Annotated in this window: 18 protein-coding genes; all 18 read right to left on the minus strand. The window is 39.9% G+C overall.

Going from position 1 to position 20307, the window contains the following annotated elements; all coding sequences use genetic code 11:
• Nucleotides 1-17: 17 nt before the first annotated feature.
• Entirely contained in the window at nucleotides 18-1220 is a 1203-nt protein-coding gene (locus DXB15_RS03940; RefSeq protein ID WP_118702126.1) for an IS110 family transposase, read from the minus strand.
• A gap of 551 nt (nucleotides 1221-1771) precedes the next feature.
• Nucleotides 1772-1873 (minus strand): zinc ribbon domain-containing protein, encoded by a 102-nt coding sequence (locus tag DXB15_RS17670; RefSeq protein ID WP_431733519.1) that lies wholly within the window; start codon nucleotides 1871-1873, stop codon nucleotides 1772-1774.
• A gap of 417 nt (nucleotides 1874-2290) precedes the next feature.
• Nucleotides 2291-3589 carry a site-specific integrase gene (locus tag DXB15_RS03950; RefSeq protein WP_118702127.1) on the minus strand — a complete coding sequence of 433 codons (1299 nt, stop codon included), beginning with the start codon at nucleotides 3587-3589 and terminating at the stop codon, nucleotides 2291-2293.
• A gap of 233 nt (nucleotides 3590-3822) precedes the next feature.
• Entirely contained in the window at nucleotides 3823-4833 is a 1011-nt protein-coding gene (locus DXB15_RS03955; protein ID WP_109215314.1) for a GGGtGRT protein, read from the minus strand.
• A 6-nt stretch (nucleotides 4834-4839) separates the two neighbouring features.
• Nucleotides 4840-5532 carry an iron-sulfur cluster assembly scaffold protein gene (locus tag DXB15_RS03960; protein ID WP_109215315.1) on the minus strand — a complete coding sequence of 231 codons (693 nt, stop codon included), beginning with the start codon at nucleotides 5530-5532 and terminating at the stop codon, nucleotides 4840-4842.
• 258 nt (nucleotides 5533-5790) lie between these two features.
• Nucleotides 5791-6456, minus strand: a complete 666-nt coding sequence (locus DXB15_RS03965) for a UDP-N-acetylglucosamine pyrophosphorylase (RefSeq protein ID WP_109215316.1) — start codon at nucleotides 6454-6456, stop codon at nucleotides 5791-5793.
• Between the two features lie 399 nt (nucleotides 6457-6855).
• Nucleotides 6856-8874, minus strand: a complete 2019-nt coding sequence (locus DXB15_RS03970) for a DNA topoisomerase (protein ID WP_118702128.1) — start codon at nucleotides 8872-8874, stop codon at nucleotides 6856-6858.
• Between the two features lie 357 nt (nucleotides 8875-9231).
• Complete coding sequence (locus tag DXB15_RS03975; RefSeq protein WP_118702129.1) at nucleotides 9232-9882, minus strand: YkgJ family cysteine cluster protein; 651 nt, start codon at nucleotides 9880-9882, stop codon at nucleotides 9232-9234.
• 208 nt (nucleotides 9883-10090) lie between these two features.
• Nucleotides 10091-10444, minus strand: a complete 354-nt coding sequence (locus DXB15_RS03980; protein ID WP_109215318.1) for a DsrE family protein — start codon at nucleotides 10442-10444, stop codon at nucleotides 10091-10093.
• A 21-nt stretch (nucleotides 10445-10465) separates the two neighbouring features.
• Nucleotides 10466-12703, minus strand: coding sequence for a beta-galactosidase (locus DXB15_RS03985; protein WP_118702130.1), 2238 nt, complete (start codon nucleotides 12701-12703; stop codon nucleotides 10466-10468).
• A 688-nt stretch (nucleotides 12704-13391) separates the two neighbouring features.
• On the minus strand, nucleotides 13392-14399 hold the full coding sequence (locus DXB15_RS03990; protein ID WP_118702131.1) for a response regulator transcription factor: 1008 nt from the start codon (nucleotides 14397-14399) through the stop codon (nucleotides 13392-13394).
• Nucleotides 14400-14430: 31 nt separating this feature from the next.
• Nucleotides 14431-15069, minus strand: coding sequence for an NUDIX hydrolase N-terminal domain-containing protein (locus DXB15_RS03995; RefSeq protein ID WP_109215321.1), 639 nt, complete (start codon nucleotides 15067-15069; stop codon nucleotides 14431-14433).
• A 51-nt stretch (nucleotides 15070-15120) separates the two neighbouring features.
• Nucleotides 15121-15213, minus strand: coding sequence for a DUF6219 family protein (locus tag DXB15_RS17200; RefSeq protein ID WP_022036558.1), 93 nt, complete (start codon nucleotides 15211-15213; stop codon nucleotides 15121-15123).
• Between the two features lie 19 nt (nucleotides 15214-15232).
• Nucleotides 15233-15640 (minus strand): acyl-CoA thioesterase, encoded by a 408-nt coding sequence (locus tag DXB15_RS04000; protein ID WP_118702132.1) that lies wholly within the window; start codon nucleotides 15638-15640, stop codon nucleotides 15233-15235.
• A complete protein-coding gene (locus tag DXB15_RS04005) occupies nucleotides 15640-16167 on the minus strand; it encodes a flavodoxin family protein (RefSeq protein ID WP_109215323.1) in 528 nt (175 codons plus the stop codon). The genes DXB15_RS04000 and DXB15_RS04005 overlap by 1 nt, the downstream gene beginning before the upstream one ends.
• Nucleotides 16168-16197: 30 nt before the next feature.
• The gene (locus tag DXB15_RS04010) at nucleotides 16198-17184 is read right to left on the minus strand and encodes a Gfo/Idh/MocA family protein (RefSeq protein WP_118702133.1); all 987 of its coding nucleotides are present in this window, start codon (nucleotides 17182-17184) and stop codon (nucleotides 16198-16200) included.
• 405 nt (nucleotides 17185-17589) lie between these two features.
• On the minus strand, nucleotides 17590-18681 hold the full coding sequence (asd, locus tag DXB15_RS04015; protein ID WP_118702134.1) for an aspartate-semialdehyde dehydrogenase: 1092 nt from the start codon (nucleotides 18679-18681) through the stop codon (nucleotides 17590-17592).
• A 133-nt stretch (nucleotides 18682-18814) separates the two neighbouring features.
• On the minus strand, nucleotides 18815-20230 hold the full coding sequence (gene argH, locus DXB15_RS04020) for an argininosuccinate lyase (protein WP_109216969.1): 1416 nt from the start codon (nucleotides 20228-20230) through the stop codon (nucleotides 18815-18817).
• Nucleotides 20231-20307 lie beyond the last annotated feature (77 nt).

Below are 20307 nucleotides of genomic sequence, written 5' to 3' on the forward strand. Positions count from 1 at the left end.
TCACATAAGATTTTTCTTTATTGGTAAACTTCCATTACCCTTGCATAATAAATCCGCAGAAATTTATTCAAACCGGCAATCTTTGCATGCTTTTTACTTTTACCCTCTCTTTCCTTTTTTAAGATGTAGTTATAGACAGCATCGTCTTTAGGCGCAGGATGACTCTTTAAAACTCGCATCACTTCATATCCGACCTTCCTAAGCGTTGAAAATCCTCGCTTTGTTATCTTACGTTTTGATCCGATAAACTGTCCCGATTCATATGGTGGCGGGTCTATTCCAGCCCATGCTATGAGAGCCTTTGCGTTGTGCAGTCTTCTCACATCACCAATCTCTGCAATCAATTTTACTGCAAGAACATCTCCCACTCCACCCATTTCTCTAACCGTTGAATATTCAGGAAGGGACTTCGCAAGCACCTGCATTCGTGTTAAAATAAGAGACAGAGAGCTATCCACAGTTCTCAATGTTGAGACTGCTTCCTGTACTAACATTTTGGTCGATGGAGTACCGGATGACAGTGTAGGAATGCCACTTGAAGCTAATTCATAGACTGACTCAGCCTTGGATCTGCTTCGGTGGTATTTCTTTTCTTTTGCCCAGGCAATATATTTCTCTGTGAACTCTTCAAGGCTCATAGATGTAATTAGATCAAAGTGCCAGAATCTTTCCACAAAATCGCTAAGTTTATCCTTTCCATTCGTTTCATTCCAACTGTTAAATATCTTCTTGATACCTGGCATCACATAATCCAAGAGATGCGTCAATTCCTGCAAGGCTTTTACATGAAGCTCCATATAGTATCGGTATCTGCGACCTAGAAGCTTAAGTTCCGCATAGGTTTCTTCATCGCCCTCATATTTTTGTAATTTGAACCATTTCTCGATTCCATAGTTTGCAATCATCATGGAATCTAGTTTATCAGTTTTTGCCCCTCTGATATTGTTGTCCTTCGCATATTTTTTCATTGCATATGGATTAACAACAGATACGAAATATCCTTTGTCATGAAGGAATGTTAGGACAGGCAAATGGTAAATTCCAGTAGCCTCCATCACAATTCGTATCTCTCCATCCAATTTTTGAAGCAAACCATGAAATTCTTCCAAATCCTTTTCTACATGTTGCATTTCAAAAGGTCGGCACACTATTTCGCCATATGGTTTAAGTATGCAGATGGTACTTTTCTCCTTCGATATATCAATTCCTACGCTTATCATTTTGAACCTCCTATACTGTTTTTTGTAATTGTTCCAGCCACACTTATTACCATCCAGTTTAGTTGGTTACGCGGGAGCGAATCCCTACCTGCTTAATCGAATGCTTATAATAAGGGGTTGGTTAACGGTTTTTTTGACGGATGCAATGACCCAAATAAGCCCTCGTCAGACCAATTACTCCCTTTATTATAATAAAATAAGTGCAGATGTTAGAGTTAATTACTCTCTAACAACTACACTTTTATGGTACTAAATAAGCCAGCACATTATCTATGCCAACTCCGCTAACTACTTTTATTACAAATATCATTTTTAAAATATCGTTTCAAGAAAAAAAGATGCCAACTGGCACCACATATTTTACTGTATTAAGGCCATTTCTTACACCAATTAACTTATTTTATACCAATTTTTGAATGTGCGCTTACGTGTGAGACTAAAAAACGTTACCCATCGTCTAAAGCCAATGCCTGCTTCATAGACCTCGTAACCTACTATTTCCACAGGCGTTAATTCGGACAGTCTCTGCCCTAATTTTTATTTTTCTTATGCTATTGCCTTAATCCTTCTGCCAATATATTCTTTGCAACATTAATATCTCTGTCATGCTTTGATCCACAAACTGGACATACCCATTCCCATTTTATGTTCACTTGATAGCTTATACATCAGACATTCAGAAACAAACAAAAAGAACATCTGAATATATATGATTCCATTAAGTTCCTTACTTGACAGAATAAATCCAAGCATATCAATAAAAAAGTCATGGAATCTGTGTGATCGAAAATATCTCAATATGGCACTTGACCGGATAACCATTGTTTGTCAATAAATGCGAGTATACTTGAATCGGACGTATGTATTCCATAAAAAGGAGATATGGAATACGCCAGAATATATAGTCAATACTGATATAACAGCCAAAAGAGCCATTGCAGGCAGTGATTTCCTATTTATTTTTTTGATTTTATCATCTGCCCACTTTGCGATATAGTGTGGACGTCTCTTAGGTTCTGCAATGAAGGGTATATAAGATCCTATTTAAGATATTTTGTATACCCTATTTTTTACGATTTATAAATATTATTGAGTGTAATAGTTCCTTCTTTCCGTATGGTATCTGTTAGATGATTAGTATATATTTCCATCGTTGTTTTTAAATCTTTATGTCCTAAACGTCTTTGAATATATACATATTCTGCTCCGTTTTCAAGCAACATTGTACCATGAGTATGCCTCAAACTATGTGTATCATATTTTTCGATATGCAATTGTTTATGAATAACGTTTGATGTATGTTGCATAGTACGTGGCGATGTATAAGATCCATTTTCACGCCTGCAAATAAAATCAACAGGATACTTAGTTTTATTGTTTGTAATTTTATTTTCCAAAATATTATTATCTTTTTTTGAAAAACCCATTTTATGTTCAGCATAGTATCTATAATAATATTCATCATAATACCCTCTCGCTTTAAGTTGCTCATTTTTTTCCTTTTGTAGAGCAGCAAGAAGAAGATCATCTATCTCTATTGTTCTAAATGAATCATATTTTGGCGATGAAAAATACCAATATCCATCTGACTCAGAAGTTCCATTTGTTCTTTTTTTATCAATTTTAGATCGTGGTACTGGCATCCATTGTACCTGTCGATTGACAGATAAAGTTTTATTTTCAAAGTCTATATCTTCCCATACAAGTGCGAAAATTTCTCCAAGACGTAATCCTGTATGATATCCAATCATAATTGGGATATAAGCAGATGTACCCTCGGGGAAACGTTCAAAAATTTTTTCTATCATATCTTGCGTAATATAAATATGTTTCTTTACTCTAGTTTGCTTTTTTGGTGTCTTCTTTGTTGGAATAGTTAAATTTGCCGCTGGAGAAAATATGATATAATTTCTATCTACAGCAAAATTAAAAGATTTTGTCAATATTCCTTTAATAGAAGAAATCGTATTTCTGGAAAATCCGTCATCATACATTTTAGTAATAAAATCCTGTAAATTATTTTTTGTAATAGATTTAAGATAATATTCCCCTAAAGCTGGTTTTATATATAAACGAATCTTCTTTTGGTAGCCTTGTATCGTAGATGGTTTACATGTTAATTTACAATCCATATCAAGCCATTGATTAAGAAAGTCTGAATATGATAAATCGGCTATATCAACTACTCTTCCAACATATTCATATTCTTGTTGTGCTAATTTTCCGGCTTTTTTTGCTTCTGTCTTGGTTTTAAATCCAGATTTTGTTTTCCACTTCCTTTTACCATCTACAGAAGCAATTTCAAATCTGTATTCATATACAATTTTCCCACTAGCTAATGTCCTCGTCTTAATTAAAACATCCTTCATTGTATTGCTCCCTTTTATAGAACATGTGTTTGTTTTTTGCCTGTAAAAAATATGATATCACAATAAGTCCACGTGTTCAAGTACGATTATCAAGTCCACATTTCATTTTAATGTGGACTTGGCGTGGACTTAAGGGTGTGATATAAGTCCACACCCGAATATTTTTATTAAAAAAAGGACTCTTGGAAAAATATCCAAAAGTCCTCAAAGCCTTATAAAATCAAGGTTTTTTCTTAGAATTTACCAGCTTTTGCTGCTTCCTCAACAGAAACGGCAACTGCTACTGTAGCACCAACCATTGGGTTATTACCCATTCCGATAAGACCCATCATCTCTACGTGCGCCGGTACGGAAGAAGAACCTGCAAACTGTGCATCAGAATGCATACGTCCCATTGTATCTGTCATACCATAAGAAGCAGGACCTGCACCCATGTTGTCCGGGTGAAGTGTACGTCCTGTACCACCGCCGGATGCTACTGAGAAGTATTTTTTACCCTGCTCGATACACTCTTTTTTGTATGTACCTGCTACCGGATGCTGGAAACGTGTCGGGTTGGTGGAGTTACCTGTGATAGATACACCAACGTTCTCATGATGCATGATTGCAACACCTTCCTGAACATCATCAGCACCGTAACATTTTACAGAAGCACGAAGTCCTTTGGAGTATGCTTTCTCATATACAATGTTCAGTTTTGCTTCTTTGTAGTCATATTTTGTCTCTACAAATGTAAAGCCGTTGATACGGGAAATAATCTGAGCTGCATCTTTTCCAAGACCGTTGAGAATAACACGTAACGGTTTCTGACGTACTTTGTTTGCTTTCTCAGCGATACCAATGGCACCTTCTGCTGCTGCGAAGGACTCATGACCAGCTAAGAAGCAGAAGCACTCTGTCTCCTCTTCCAGAAGCATTTTACCAAGGTTACCATGTCCAAGACCTACTTTACGATGATCTGCTACAGAACCCGGGATACAGAAAGCCTGAAGACCTTCTCCGATTGCTGCAGCTGCCTCAGAAGCTTTGCGGCATCCTTTTTTGATTGCGATTGCTGCACCTACTGTATAAGCCCAGCATGCATTTTCAAAACAGATCGGCTGGATTTTCTTTACCTGATCGTACACATCCAGACCAGCATCTTTTGTAATTTTCTCTGCTTCTTCGATAGAAGCAATTCCATAACTATTTAAAACAGAATTGATCTGGTCAATTCTTCTTTCATATGATTCAAATAAAGCCATTGTCCATTACTCCTTTCTCGGATCGATGATTTTTGCTGCATCAGCTACACGGCCGTACTGACCTTTTGCTTTTTCCCATGCAGTATTCGGATCATCACCATTTTTGATAAAGTCAGTCATTTTGCCAAGGCTTACGAACTGATATCCGATTACCTCATTATCCTCATCCAGAGCAATGCCTGTTACATAGCCTTCTGCCATTTCCAGATAACGAACACCTTTTTCTTTTGTTGCGTACATTGTACCAACCTGAGAACGAAGTCCTTTACCAAGATCCTCAAGACCGGCACCGATTGCCAGACCATCATCAGAAAAAGCACTCTGAGTTCTACCATATACAATCTGTAAGAACAGCTCTCTCATTGCTGTATTGATCGCATCACAGACAAGGTCTGTATTTAATGCCTCTAAAATTGTTTTTCCCTGTAAAATCTCTGCTGCCATCGCTGCGGAATGAGTCATACCGGAACATCCGATTGTCTCGATCAAAGCCTCCTCGATGATACCGTCTTTTACATTCAGAGTCAGCTTACATGCACCCTGCTGTGGAGCACACCAGCCTACGCCGTGTGTAAAACCGGAAATATCTTCAATTTTTTTGGAGTGAACCCATTTTCCCTCTTCCGGGATTGGAGCAGGTTCATGTTTTGCGCCTTTTGCAACCGGGCACATCAATTCTACTTCTTTGGAATAAATCATTGTAAAACTCCTTTCTATGTATGAATGTTTTTTGAAAGAGATCCCATACCTTATACCTATCCTCTATTGCTTTTCGTAGAAAACATGATTTATTTTCTATCGTATTTCAACTGTGGTTTTATGCACAGGATTACTTTGTTATTTTTTTAACATCCTAATGTATTTTGACACATTTTTCTTCATTCGTAAAGTACTTTCTGACATTTTTTTTACAAAATTTCTCATGTATCGAAAATAGCACAAATGAGTTGTGGCTAATTACTGTTTTTCTACGATTTCATTGCGGTTTTTGTAAATAGAATGTGCCGGTACAACGCCACGAACTGCGGATAACGGATATACATTGCTCTCCGGACAAATCACAGTCCCCGGGTTTAACACGGAATTGCATCCTACTTCGACGTTATTGCCAAGCATCGCACCGAATTTCTTTCTGCCGGTAGCGATTTCTTCTTTGCCATCACGTACGACAACTAATGTTTTGTCGGATTTTACGTTTGAAGTGATGGAACCAGCACCCATATGTGCTTTGTATCCAAGGATGGAATCGCCTACATAATTGTAATGCGGAACCTGTACTTTGTTAAACAGAATCACGTTCTTTAATTCGGTAGAATTTCCTACAACTGCACCTTTTCCAACGATCGCTGAACCGCGGATAAATGCACAGTGGCGAACTTCTGCTTCCTCATCAATGATCAGCGGACTTCCAAGAAATGCAGTCGGTGCAACGTTTGCATTTTTTGCAACCCATACATCTTCGCCACGTTTCTCATATTTCTCCGGATCCAGAGTCGCACCCAGTTTTTTGATATAATCGGAAAGTCCGTCTAAAAGCTCCCACGGGTACTCTGCTGTCTCCATATATTCTTTTGCAATTGTTTCATTTAAATCATACATATTTGTGATCTTACACTGTTCCATTTTATATTCGTATTCCTTTCATACTATATTTTTCATCACTCTTATTGTGCCACGTTTTCCATTCTTTTTCCAGTCCTTTTTTCCTGAATTATCCGTGTTGGTAAAAATAGCTTTTTGCAACCCTGCCAATACAAATAGAACCCTGATCTGTGCAACATATCTGTCACATAAGTCAGAGTTCTCTTTTACTATTTAAAGTCGAACGCACGTGAGACTTGGTGCGTGATTCTGGTCAGCGTAAACTGACATATTCATCTCAGGATCACTACACCTCTACACTGTCTATTTTTTTATGAATCGATCTTTGCCTTTATTATAAATCCAAGTTGATCATATATCAGTTGTGGATAATCGTGATACACCTACACCTGTAATGATCTTTTTACTCACAAAACATTCTTAGCGCGATTTTTTATAGAATGGCGCCACCCGTTCAAAGGAATCCTTTATGATATACTGGTTTCGAAGTCCCAGTACACCACTTGTACGACTCTGAATAAAGTGTGTCAGTTTTGTCATATATTCCTCTGGGGTGATCGTACCTTCCGCCACATAATTCAGGCCTTTTTCCCAGCTTGCCGTCAGTTCGGGATTCAGCAATGACTTGATAGATGCCGATACGGTATCATAAATCAGCTCTCCCTGTAAGGTCGGTGTAATGATCTGTGTCTTTTTATTCAGACTGAGGTATTTGTTGTTCACCAATTTCTTCAAAATCTCCGCACGGGTCGCACTTGTGCCGATACCGGAACCTTTAATCTGAGCGCGTAACTCCTCATCTTCAATCAACTGTCCGGCATTTTCCATTGCAAGGATCATGGAACCGGAATTGTAACGTTTTGGCGGAGAAGTCTCTCCCTCCTTGATGGCATAACCATTTACAGGAAGTGTCATACCTTTTTTGATTTTTGCGATCTGCTCCAGTAAATGTGCATCTCCGCTCTTTTCATTGGAATCTGCATCATTTTGACTGGTTGTATCTTCTGTCTTTTTCTTTCGGAAGGAATATTCCATCACCTTCAGATACCCAGGATCAGCTAACACCTTAAAGGAAGCAAAAAAACGCTCTGTCTCCATCCCCATTGTCAGACTCACTTTTTTATAAATAGCCGGTTCGTAAAAAATTGCCAGGAAACGACGTACAATCGTCTCATATACTTTCAGTGAAACCGGATTTAAACCTCGCATAGCTCCAAGTCCCTGACCAGTCGGAATAATTGCATAATGGTCTGTGATCATTTTATCGTTGACATAACGTGTCTTCGCAATCTGTTTGTAGCTTTCTTTTTCAAGAATTTCTTCTGCAAACGGACGCACCATATTGATCCCTTTTAATCCGGAAATATTCTTTGAAATCTCCTTTGCCACAGCACTGGAAAGTACACGGGCATCGGTACGCGGATAGGTTACCATCTTTTTCTCATACAGTTCCTGCACTACGCGTAAAGTCTCATCCGGACTGATCTTAAACAGTTTTGAACAATCATTCTGAAGTTCTGCCAGATTGTACAGTAAAGGTGGATTTTTCTTTTCCTGTTTGCGCTCCACGGACATGACTGCTGCTTCCTGTGGTTCCAGGCTTTTCATCCAGTTGATCAATTCCTGTGCATCTTTCTTTTCCCGAAAACCGTTTTCCTTATAAAGTTTCGGTGTCCCAAAATATTTTGATCCGGGAACTGCGCGCCATTCGCCTTCAATGGTCAGGCCTTCAAATTCCATACTGTTTAATACACGATAAAACGGCGTTTTTACAAACTCACGGATTTCCCGTTCACGTCGCACTACCATGCCGAGCACACAGGTCATAACACGTCCGACGGAAATGACCGTATATTTCTGATTTAGAAAACCAGCCAATGTATTGCCATATTTTAATGTCAGCAATCTTGAAAAATTGATTCCCATCAGATAATCCTCTTTGGCTCGCAGATATGCAGATTCCGATAAATTATCATATTCTGACAAATCTTTTGCTTCATGGATCCCGCGTAAAATTTCTTCTTCCGTCTGAGAATCAATCCATACTCGACGGCGGTCTTTGCCTTTCACTCCTGCCATCTGTTCCACCAGACGGTAGATGTACTCTCCTTCCCGCCCGGAGTCAGTACAGACGTAAATGGTATCTACATCCGAACGGTTCAACAAGTTCGATACAATTTTAAACTGCTTACTCACCCCTGGAATCACTTCATATTTAAATGTTTCCGGAATAAACGGTAAGGTCGACAGACTCCATTTTTTGAATTTCATATCATAGGCTTCCGGATAACTCATAGTTACCAGATGTCCTACACACCAGGTAATGACTGCATTTTCTGATTCCTGATAGCCATCGAAGGTACGCATATCTTCCTTCAGTGCCCTGGCAAATTCACGGGCCACACTTGGTTTTTCTGCTATGTATAAAGATTTTCCCATTCAAACTCCTTATTAACGCTTGTTTTTACGATTCAAGTCGAACGCACGTGAGACTTGGTGCGTGATTCTGGTCAGCGAAAGCTGACATATTCTTCTCAGAATCACTGCACATCCTCGCGGAGCGTTTATCTCAGTCGGAGATTGTACTCCCACTGAGAAAGGCTTGTTATTACTCACCACTTGCAGAAGTGGGAGTCTTCTCGACTGAGATAAAGCGGACATTCGCAATCCGCTTCGCTACTTGCTCATGAACGCAGTCGCTTCGCGATCTGTCAGTGAGAGCTTTCAACTCCCACTGACATAAGCATCCCCCTCACCCGCCACTTAGTGCTCCGCGCACTTGAAGCGGGGGAATGCTTATCTGCGTTCAAACTGTTCATGCCGTTCGTAGAAACCATCATAAAAATTCTCCTGCTGTACAGGAGTAAAATAAAACATTTGAAGAAACAGCATATTTTTCCGTTTTGCTTCCTCTTCATCACAATTTTGCATGGTCTGACGAAGAGATTTGGTGAGCGCATGCCATTTTACTAAAAATCGCTCATAATCCTTCATTCCATCCATTTCAAGCCACTTACTTACTTTCATCTTTGATTTATTTTTTGCCGGACAGGCATCTGTCAGCAGAAAATAGCTCAGATTTTCCCCATCATAATTTCGCCCCAGAGGAAACAGACGGCAAATCCCCGGTCTAAATGCATGGATACTGCATCTGCCTTCTTCATTTAAAAAAGAACATTTTGGTCCTGTCGCGGATGATGCCATTTTCAGATTCGGAAGGATCAGACCATCTTCCACATGCAGATCGATCGCACCTGCAAGCAGTTGTTCAAAACTCTGTCCAAGGTTCCGTTCCAGACGCCAGACATCCATCGGATCCAGCAAAATCGATTCACCCATATCACAACAACAAGCGGAACAGCCATTGCAGTCATGACAGCCTACTTTTACCATATCGTTGCTGCTATATAACTTTCCATCTGATATATCTTTTAAATATTCTTCCATCTATTTCACCCGTCTTTCAAAAATCCAGTAGTTGCATTATAACAAAAATGCTGATGTTTTCCAAGGGGCAGATTTACAGACAAACGTCCCCTGCTCATTGCTTATCGCAATTCAGGCAGAGGACATTCTCTAAAAAGCAGGCAGATATCCACAATCCGCTCACGCTATATACTTTATAACAAAATAGCAGACATATCGCCAGGTATTGTCAGATCGTAAGAAGCGGTGCTCCTGATTTAATCAATTCCGTCAATGGTGGTCCCCATTTGTACAGATCCAGACCAATTTCTTTCATTTTATCTACCAGATTTAATTCTTCCGCACAGGCGATGCATCCGGTGAATTTCACGCCAAAGGATTCTGCACGTTTTAATTCTTCCTGTAATTCTTCATTTTCTGCCAGTAATTTTACGGTAGCACCCCATACAATGACCGTTACCTCTTTCCACCATCCATTTTTCATAGCATTTCTGGCATACATCATCACCATCAATTTTGCTGTAGTCACATCTGCATTTGTCCATAAAATATGCAGGTGTTCTTTATTATTTTGCTGTTCCATACAACATTTCTCCTTCAACTATTACAACTTTTCTTTATACTCATACACGCAACGGATATCCTTTAAACTGCAACATCTTCCATTTACATAATCCGGCTGCGTTTCCAGATATATCTTATCATCTTCCTCCAGTGGATACAACCGTAGTATCAATTCCGTTGGAAAATCAAATCGTTTCAGACTGACTTCCCAGGCATCACCAATGAAATACTGATCCGCAATTTTCTCGCCATTCAGATAAAGTTCTGCCTGATCTGCCTGGAAATCAATCTGAAGGAAGATATTTTCTTTTACTGCATCATATGCTTTGTCATAGGAAATTCGAATCACATATTCCTGATAATCTTTGCCAGTATCGTCAATCGCACATGCTTCTGCCTCGGAAAAATCTGTTTTTTCTGCTCTGTGAAAAACATTTTTTTCTTTCCGTATAATGCAGTTATTTACATCTGTATGTGTAAATGACGCGACAATCTGATTGTCTGCTGCCGTCAGATCATGACTCAGCACGCAAATTGTGGATGCATCACCTTCCACATGTAAGAAATCCGGAATGATATCTGATTTTTTCCACCCATTGTCAATCCACGTTTTAGCATCTTCCACAGTCGTATCCATGATTATCCAGCAGTTTTTCTGTGCACGATCACTGCGACAAATTACCTCTATCCCATTTTCTGTTTCCAAAATAGGTAACGCACTGAAAAACAATATATTTGGATATTTTTTCATGCGCCATGCATATTTTGCCCAGATTCGATCCATACTGATAAGCACTTGGCCAGACAGTTTTTCATCTGCCTCATACTGCATTTTTTCATTTCCATAGAAAAACCATAGTTTCCGGTTAATATTGCATAATGGTGTCTGATTAATCCAACGTAATGTCACGTCATCTGACAGCAGAAAATTAAACGGATAAAAGAAGTAAGCTCCATTTTTAATATCCTGTTTTGGGAAACTTATTTCTCCATCTGCTGTCTGAACACGCAACATCACATCTTTATGCTCTGCCATCTCATAACCACGCTGATAATTGTTTACAAACAGATAGCCACGATCACCGCTTCTGCGCGTAATCATGCGAAATTCAGATAAATCTTCTGCATCCTGAAAATCTCCGGTATGAACTGAAGTACTCTCACAGTCATCCCCCGCAAACTGTGGCTGCATATTGCAAAATGTCTCCCCATAATCATGTGCAAACATGGAAAGAAGTTTCAATTCTTTTGCTGTCTCTGAAATCTGACCATATTCCCGGATCGGTGCCTGAAAATCATAGGAAAGTTCAGGGACATCGCAAAAGGAACCCACCGCCGTCGATTCTTGTAAGCTACTGAGTTTTCCTTTCGGATTTATCCCGCCGTGATACATATAATAGCCCAACAGGTTACAACCGCTTCCAAGTTTGCATACTGACATCGCTCCGATATCTTCTGCTGTCACCCGTGGCCTGCGATGATGTGTCACCTGCACACCGCCACCAAGTTCTGCTGTCAGATACGGATACGCATCTTTATCAAATGACAATTCCATGCCCGGTGCATAATCACTGCCAATATTTCCATCATTTCGCACCGTTGAAAACAGATAATTTTTGTTTGGCGGAAGCTGTTTTAAAGAAGCATCCCATGGGGCATCACAATAACCGCCCATAACTGGTGTCAGATCACCAAGTACCGCACCGCCCCATCCGGTCGCTGTCCAATAAGGTGCTTCAAAACCAATCGTTTTTGCCAGTTTTGTTAGCGTACGCATATGTTGCTCCCCGGCAGCACCTCGTAAACCACCCACATGACCATATTCATTTTCAATCTGAATACCAAGGATACAATGTGTTCCTTCCACTTCTTTATAAATTTTCTTCCAGAAACGTTCCACCAAAGCCAGGTAATCCGGATCATCGCTGCGCAATTTATATCCTTTTTTCAGCAGCCAGTCCGGGAAACCGCCATTCCGTGCTTCTCCATGCGCCCACGGTCCAATACGAAGCCACACATGCATCTGCCATTTCTCGCACAATTTCAAAAAATAATGCAGATTGCGCTGTCCTGTAAAATCAAAGACACCTTCTTCTTCCTCATGATGAATCCAGAAAACATAGGTTGCTATGATATCCATGCCACAGGCTCTCATTTTCCTGATTTCTTCTTCCCATTCCGGTTCCGGGCATCTGGAAAAATGAAACTCCCCCATCATTGGAAAAATTGCTTTTTCATTTTTGAGTAAAGATACTCCGTTAATACTGTATTTTTCCATTCAAAATTCCTTTTCTCATATTTATTTTCATCAAGATTTGTAAACTGAGTAATTTGTTTTTTACTTTGTTTCTGTGTCTATTATATCATTTTAGTTCCATACTTCCTATTTATTTTTCATCCAAAAACTTGCTTTTCTTTTTTTAAAAATTGCTCCGCAACATATCATCTTGTTTTAACTATTTTGTTTCTGCTATAATTCAGTAATAAACCTGATATGATTTGGAAACGAAAAAAAGCCTTCTGCCATTTAGCAAAAGACTATGTTTCTTATAAGTAAAGCGGACATTTGCAATCCGCTTTCACTACTTGCTCAGGAACGCAGTCGCTTTGTGACCTGTCAGTGGGAGCTTTTAACTCCCACTGACATAAGCATCCCGCTTACCCACCACTTAGTGCTCTACACACTTCAATCGGGGGAATGCTTATTCTGCGTTCATATAAAGTATTTCTGATGACTGCTCATCTGTATCTGTTCGCAAGGTATATATCATTATATGTAAAAAATTATTACTGTTTTAGGTATTTTACTGAGCAGCCATCTCGTTGGTTATATTTTATCAAACTATTCGTTGTTTTTACATGCCCGTTTTGGCACAAAAAAGTGCCTATTTCAGCAAACATTGAAACAGGCATAAATTATTATCTTCTGTTTTCTGAAAATTGACACTTTATTCTTTGACTTTTCATTACTGATTTACAAATTCCTTGATCTTGTCACGCTTATCAATCTGTAATTTTTCCAGAATCGTAGAAACGTAATGTTTTACCGTATTGACTGAAAGTCCCATATGTTCTGCAATCTCCTGATTTGTCCAGTCACGGCAAGCAAGCATCGCGATAGAAAACTCCACCGGAGTCAACAGATCCGTCACTGCTTTTTGCATCTCCGGATTGTGAATTTTCATCCATCCACGGCTAAAAGCAATGACTCCATCCATCATTTTTTTATATACATACGGTTCCCGCTGTTTTACCCAGACTTCTAAAACTCCTTGCAGCAATCCATGATGCTCAATGAACGGCTCCAGAAGTTTATCCTGTCTTGCAATCTCCCATGCTCGAATCACAGACTCTCTGGCTCCTTCCTGATCTTTCTGATTGATCTGACACATGGCATTGACACAATTCAGATAAATAAATGGAATCGGATACATTTTTTCTGCCATCATCATTGCAGTTTGTGCCATGCCCTGTCCTTTTGCATATTCCTGATTCAGATAGGCACCATGCGCCAACAGATTCATAGCAAACAGACGCTGACCTTCTGGAAGATAACGCAAATAATCGCTTAACAACGGCATTTCTTTTTCCGGTGGAATATGAATCAGCACACTAATGACATATAATGCAAACAAACAAGATGCCTGTGTCTCCAGATCGATTTCGTCCTCGAATGCTTTTTTCAGGCAGATATGTACATCTTCCCGCGCCATCTGCGCTGCCATCGCATCACCCAGCGTCAGATTTGCAAATGTATAAAGCATATCCGCTGACATACGAAGGATCACATCCTCACTGTTCAGATATTTTTCTACAATTTTCACACAGGCTTCTGCCTGTGCTGAAAAAAAATAGGCTTCTGCCTGTGCAATTTCTGCCAGTTCTTCATCCTCAAATTCATTTAGCGTGTCTGCCAGTCTGCCAGGTTCAAATGCAGTTCCAAGTAATGGCAGAACCGTTCTTTTGCATTTCATGTCATTCCTCCAAGTTATCATAAATTACTTTTTAGTCAAACAAAACTTTCCAGTGTTTCGCTTCATACGCATCAAAACACATTAGTATCTGTTCTTTGGTTGTTTTTTCATTTGCCAGATTTTCCGGTATTTCGTCTTTTGCAAAATATTTTGTCTCTGTCGTTTCAATATTTGAAACAAAAGCCCCGTCAATTACAGAACACTGGATAAAAATCTTGACCACACCATAAACATATATCGGCAAATTATGTTTATTTCGATCCTGAACAGCGATCATACGGTCTGCTTTTACATGTAAACCAGCTTCTTCTAATGTCTCTTTGATCGTATTTTCCGCTACCGATTGGTTAACATCACACCAGCCGCCCGGTAACGACCAGGTTCCGTTTTTTTCATGCACTAATAAGATTTTTCCATCCTCGAAAATTGCTGCTCTGGTATCAACCTTAGGTGTCTGATAGCCAGTTTCATTACAGAATAAGTCTTTTATTTTTTCTACTGGAATATCTGTTTTGTAAGATAACATTTCTGCTGAAATTTCCCGTAAACGTTCATAACGCTCCATATCATATACGTCATGTCCATAGGTCAGCCCCGCTTGCGCCAGACTTTGGATTTCAATCGCCCAGTCCAACCATTTGTTCTTTTCATCATGTAAATTTAATGCCATATCCTTCTCCTCTTAAGATAGCATATCTCTAAATTATTCATTTTGATAAATTTACTTTGCCTTATGAATTATTTTATGACCTGAATAAATTGCCATGATCATACAAAATAATGCCGCAATGCTCCACCATTTATGTGCTTTCATCGATTCATCCCTCCATTTCTTACTCTGCCAGTTCACTCAATGCATGATAAAAGTTCGGATATTCTCTTTTTAACCGAATCAACTTGCCTTCCGGATTGATAAATGCATGTTCTGAATATCCCTGACATACAATTTCTCCCTGTTCATTTGTCATAGTATATTGCAATTTTAATTTTACTTCTTTGAATTCTTCTACTATGACGTCAATATCAATGACATCTCCAAAGGTTGTGCTCTTTTTATATTTGCAGTTTACTGCTGTAACCGGAGATATAATGCCTATTGACTCCAGTTTTGCATAGTCCCATCCAATCTGTCTGAGAAAATCAATTCTGGCTTCTTCCATCCAACGGATATAATTTGAATGATGTGTAATCCCCATTTTATCTGTTTCATAATACTGCACAATATGTCTGTATTTCTGCATTACAAAGACTCTCCCAATGCTTCTACCTCTGCCAGCTTCGGACAGGCACTCATGCTGCCTTTGCTTTCCATGTTTGGGACAGTAATGATTCCGCAGTCCTCCCACTTCACATAAGCAGCCGTTGCACGATACTGTTCGATTGCCGCATCAAATACATGATCTGCACCGGCATCTAACAACAACGCTGTTTTATGAAAATGAAATCCTGCCGTTGCCCCCACATACAAACGGTCGATGACTGCTTTTAACTGTGCAGTGATATCGAACCAGTAAATCGGAGATGCAAATACAACCATATCCGCATCTTTCAATTTTTCGTACACCTGTGTCATATCGTCTTTCTGTGCACATTCTCCATTATGAGAGAAACAGTACTCGCAAGCCATACATCCACGGATTTTCATGGTACCAACAGGTAAGTTGACTACTTCATGCCCTTTTTTCTCAGCACCTTTTGTAAATGCCTGCGTCATAATTTCTGTATTTCCACCTTTACGCGGACTTCCGTTTAATACTACGATTTTCATATTTATGTTATCTCCTTTTTCATTAAAAATCTAATCCCAGTTCTCTTCCGGATATTTCATGCCCCAGTCTCTCCGAAGTTTTGTCATAATGTCCATGACATCTTTGGTATATTCCAGATGCATTCCATTTGCATTACCGCTGCGCACTGCCTGCTCCATATCCAGCATTTCATAATACAGTGCATTGCCAGTCTCACCTTCTGTAATTTCTGTCCGTTCCCCGGTTTCGGCGTCCACGATAACTGCTTTATCAGCACGCGGATATTCCATAATTTCTATATATCCTTTTTCGCAGCTGATCATGGCGCGTTTTGGCTGTTTTGAATGCATGGATAATGCTACTGTTGCCATCTGTCCCTGTGAATTCTGCAGCAAAACAGTTGCCTGCTCGTCGGAACCTGTCGGAGATGGTTTCCACTGACTTAATATATTGGTTGGAGTCTCATCCATAAAACTACGGACAATCGAAAGTGCATAGACACCAATATCAAGCATTGCTCCTCCCGCCAGATTCAGATTGAAAAAGCGGTTCTTCATATCATATTCCTTAAAACTGCCAAAATTCATTGTTATGATCTGGACTTTTCCAAGTGCTCCTTCTTTTACGATGTTCCACAATTTTTTATAAATCGGCATATGCCAGATGGTCATGGCTTCAGCTAGAATTAAATTCTTTTCCTGTGCCAGTGCGATCATCTGATCCAGTTCTCTGCTGTTTAATGTAATGGATTTTTCCACTAAAAGATGCTTTCCATGCTGTAATGCTTTTTTCATAAAGGCATAATGCGTGTTATGTGGACTGGTAATGTAAATAATATCGACATTTTCATCCTCAAACATATCCTCGATCTGATCATATACTTTCTGCACACCATATTTTTCTGCAAAATCTACCGCCTTCTGATGAGTACGGTTTCCAACTGCATACAGAGATTTTCCCATTTTCTGCAGCGCCTGCGCCATTTCATTTGCAATCACACCGGTACCAAGTACCGCCCAGTTAAGGTTTTCTCTCATCTCTTTTGCCTCCTGAAATTTCTTTTGCTTATCTGCCACATATTTTCTCACAGATTCATTATTTTTTCTATGCTTTTTCTGTAAAAAACTTATTCAAGTCGAACGCTCGTGAGACTTGGTGCGTGATTCTGGTCAGCGAAAGCTGACATATTCTTCTCAGAATCACTGCACATCCTCGCGGAGCGTTTATCTCAGTCGGAGATTGTACTCCCACTGAAAAAGATTTGTTATTACTCATCACTTGCAGAAGTGGGAATCTTCTCGACTGAGATAAACTTGTATGGTTTTGTCATTATATTATTTCCATCCAGACTTTTATAAGTATAATTTCAAAAAAGATGAGCCTTCCAATTTCAGCGGAAAACTCATCCTTTTCTTAACTATGTATTTTTTATCAGCACATAATTATTTTTTTGTAATATATCCCTGTGCCTTCAGAAGTTCTGCACAGAGAACCGCTCCACCTGCAGCACCACGAACCGTATTGTGGGAAAGTCCTACGAACTTCCAATCATATACAGTGTCCTCACGCAGACGACCTACGTTGATACCCATACCGTTTTCATAATCAACATCAAGCTGAACCTGTGGACGGTCATCTTCCTGCATGTAACGGATAAACTGTTTTGGTGCACTCGGAAGATTTAACTCCTGCGGAACACCGCTGAACTGCTCTAATTTCTCGATGAGCTGCTCTTTTGTCGGGTTCTTACGGAATTTTACGAAAACTGCTGCTGTATGTCCGTTTAATACCGGAACACGGATACACTGGCATGTGATTACCGGTGAAGTTGCAGGAACAATCTCGCCTTTCTCCTCATCGATCTCACCCCAGAGACGCAGCGGCTCTTTCTCAGATTTTTCTTCCTCACCACCGATGTATGGGATAATGTTTTCTACCATCTCCGGCCAGTCTTTGAATGTTTTACCAGCTCCGGAAATTGCCTGATAAGTTGTTGCAACAACCTCATACGGCTCGAACTCTTTCCAAGCTGTCAGTACCGGTGCATAAGACTGAATGGAGCAGTTTGGTTTTACTGCGATAAATCCACGCTTTGTACCAAGACGTTTTTTCTGATATTTGATAACGTCCATGTGCTGTGGGTTGATCTCCGGAACTACCATCGGTACATCCGGTGTCCAACGATGTGCGCTGTTGTTTGAAACAACCGGTGTCTCAGTTTTTGCATATGCTTCCTCGATAGCTCTGATCTCGTCTTTTGACATATCAACTGCACTGAATACGAAATCTACTTCAGAAGCAACTTTCTCTACTTCGTTAACGTTCATTACAACGATGTCTTTTACCGCTTCCGGCATCGGAGTTGTCATTTTCCAACGATCGCCAATGGCGTCCTCATATCTCTTTCCAGCTGAACGCGGGCTTGCTGCGATGGTTGTTACCTCAAACCACGGATGGTTCTCCAGCAGAGAGATAAATCTCTGACCTACCATTCCTGTTCCGCCTAATATTCCGACTTTTAATTTTTCACTCATTTTTACATCCTCCATTGCGATCGTATTTAGATATACATCTTTTCTCATTTGTCCGTTTACCGCGAACAGATGTCTTTTTCTTGTGCTATATTATAACAATTTCCGGAAAAATGCAAGTCTTTCTTTTATTTCTTTACTTGGTTTCCTGTAAAATCTCGATATCTTCCAGCCAGTCATGTGCCAGATATTCTTTTTCAATCGCAATCACCTGAGTCATGGCCTCTTTGCTCGGCGCACCAATGGTCAGACGTTTGTTGACACAGGTATCCATGGAAATTGCATCGTAAATATCCTCTTCAAATACCGGACTGATGGCTTTTAACTCTTCCAGAGACATGTCATCAATGGCAATACCTTTATCGATGCAATACAGTACAATACGTCCTACGATTCCATGTGCATCACGGAACGGAACTCCGTGATTTACCAGATAATCAGCGGCATCTGTCGCATTGGTAAATCCATGACGGGCACTCTTGCTCATCACTTCTTTGTTAAATTTCATGGTTGCGATCATTCCGGTGAACAGAGCCAGACAGCCTTTGACTGTATCAATCGCATCAAATGTCAGTTCTTTATCTTCCTGCATATCTTTGTTATATGCCAGCGGAATGCCTTTCATCGTTGTCAGAATAGACATCAACGCGCCGTAAACACGACCTGTTTTTCCACGTACCAGCTCAGCGATATCCGGATTTTTCTTCTGTGGCATGATGCTGCTTCCGGTGCTGTATGCGTCATCGATTTCCACGAACTGATATTCGTTAGAATTCCAGATGATGATTTCCTCGCAGAAACGGCTCAGATGCATCATGATCGTAGATAATGCGGATAAAAATTCAATGACATAATCACGGTCAGATACGGAATCCATGCTGTTTAAGGTCGGACCTGCAAAACCAAGTAAGGATGCGGTATATTCTCTGTCTAACGGATAAGTCGTTCCTGCCAGTGCACCTGCTCCTAACGGGCAGTAATTCATACGCTCATAAATGTCATGCAGACGGCTTCTGTCACGTTTGAACATCTCAAAATATGCGCCAACATGATGTGCTAAAGTAACCGGCTGTGCTTTCTGGAGATGTGTAAATCCCGGCATAATGGTCTCGGTATTCTCCTCCATGATTTTTAACAGTTCCTGCAACAGATCTCGTACCAATTCATCTGTGTAGAGTACTTCCAGACGTGTATACAGACGCATATCTAATGCAACCTGATCATTTCTGCTTCGTCCGGTATGTAATTTTTTACCGGTATCTCCCAGGCGGTCGATCAGATTTGCCTCCACAAAACTGTGAATATCCTCATATTCGTCAGTGATTTTCAGTTTTCCGGATTCTACATCTTTGCAGATCTCATCCAGTGTTTTTACGATATCCTGCATCTCCTGTTTGGTCAGAATGCCCTGTTTTCCAAGCATGCAGACGTGTGCGATGCTGCCCTGAATATCCTGTTTGTAAAATTTCTGATCAAACGAAATTGATGCGTTAAAATTATAAACCAGTTTGTCCGTTTCCTTTGTGAAACGACCTCCCCATAATTGTGCCATCTCGTTGTTCCTCCTTCATTTTCCTTATCTTGCACACAGGATTTCTCCATCTCGTAGGTTCTCAATGAGAATATTAT

This window comes from Roseburia sp. OM02-15 (genome assembly GCF_003481835.1).
GTDB lineage: Bacteria > Bacillota > Clostridia > Lachnospirales > Lachnospiraceae > Eubacterium_I > Eubacterium_I ramulus_A.

Coding starts and splice junctions, on each gene's coding strand:
- DXB15_RS03940 (WP_118702126.1), bottom strand. CDS start 1,220: ATGATAAGCGTAGGAATTGATATATCGAAGGAGAAAAGTACCATCTGC.
- DXB15_RS03950 (WP_118702127.1), bottom strand. CDS start 3,589: ATGAAGGATGTTTTAATTAAGACGAGGACATTAGCTAGTGGGAAAATT.
- DXB15_RS03955 (WP_109215314.1), bottom strand. CDS start 4,833: ATGGCTTTATTTGAATCATATGAAAGAAGAATTGACCAGATCAATTCT.
- DXB15_RS03960 (WP_109215315.1), bottom strand. CDS start 5,532: ATGATTTATTCCAAAGAAGTAGAATTGATGTGCCCGGTTGCAAAAGGC.
- DXB15_RS03965 (WP_109215316.1), bottom strand. CDS start 6,456: ATGGAACAGTGTAAGATCACAAATATGTATGATTTAAATGAAACAATT.
- DXB15_RS03970 (WP_118702128.1), bottom strand. CDS start 8,874: ATGGGAAAATCTTTATACATAGCAGAAAAACCAAGTGTGGCCCGTGAA.
- DXB15_RS03975 (WP_118702129.1), bottom strand. CDS start 9,882: ATGGAAGAATATTTAAAAGATATATCAGATGGAAAGTTATATAGCAGC.
- DXB15_RS03980 (WP_109215318.1), bottom strand. CDS start 10,444: ATGGAACAGCAAAATAATAAAGAACACCTGCATATTTTATGGACAAAT.
- DXB15_RS03985 (WP_118702130.1), bottom strand. CDS start 12,703: ATGGAAAAATACAGTATTAACGGAGTATCTTTACTCAAAAATGAAAAA.
- DXB15_RS03990 (WP_118702131.1), bottom strand. CDS start 14,399: ATGAAATGCAAAAGAACGGTTCTGCCATTACTTGGAACTGCATTTGAA.
- DXB15_RS03995 (WP_109215321.1), bottom strand. CDS start 15,069: ATGGCATTAAATTTACATGATGAAAAGAACAAATGGTTGGACTGGGCG.
- DXB15_RS17200 (WP_022036558.1), bottom strand. CDS start 15,213: ATGAAAGCACATAAATGGTGGAGCATTGCGGCATTATTTTGTATGATC.
- DXB15_RS04000 (WP_118702132.1), bottom strand. CDS start 15,640: ATGCAGAAATACAGACATATTGTGCAGTATTATGAAACAGATAAAATG.
- DXB15_RS04005 (WP_109215323.1), bottom strand. CDS start 16,167: ATGAAAATCGTAGTATTAAACGGAAGTCCGCGTAAAGGTGGAAATACA.
- DXB15_RS04010 (WP_118702133.1), bottom strand. CDS start 17,184: ATGAGAGAAAACCTTAACTGGGCGGTACTTGGTACCGGTGTGATTGCA.
- asd (WP_118702134.1), bottom strand. CDS start 18,681: ATGAGTGAAAAATTAAAAGTCGGAATATTAGGCGGAACAGGAATGGTA.
- argH (WP_109216969.1), bottom strand. CDS start 20,230: ATGGCACAATTATGGGGAGGTCGTTTCACAAAGGAAACGGACAAACTG.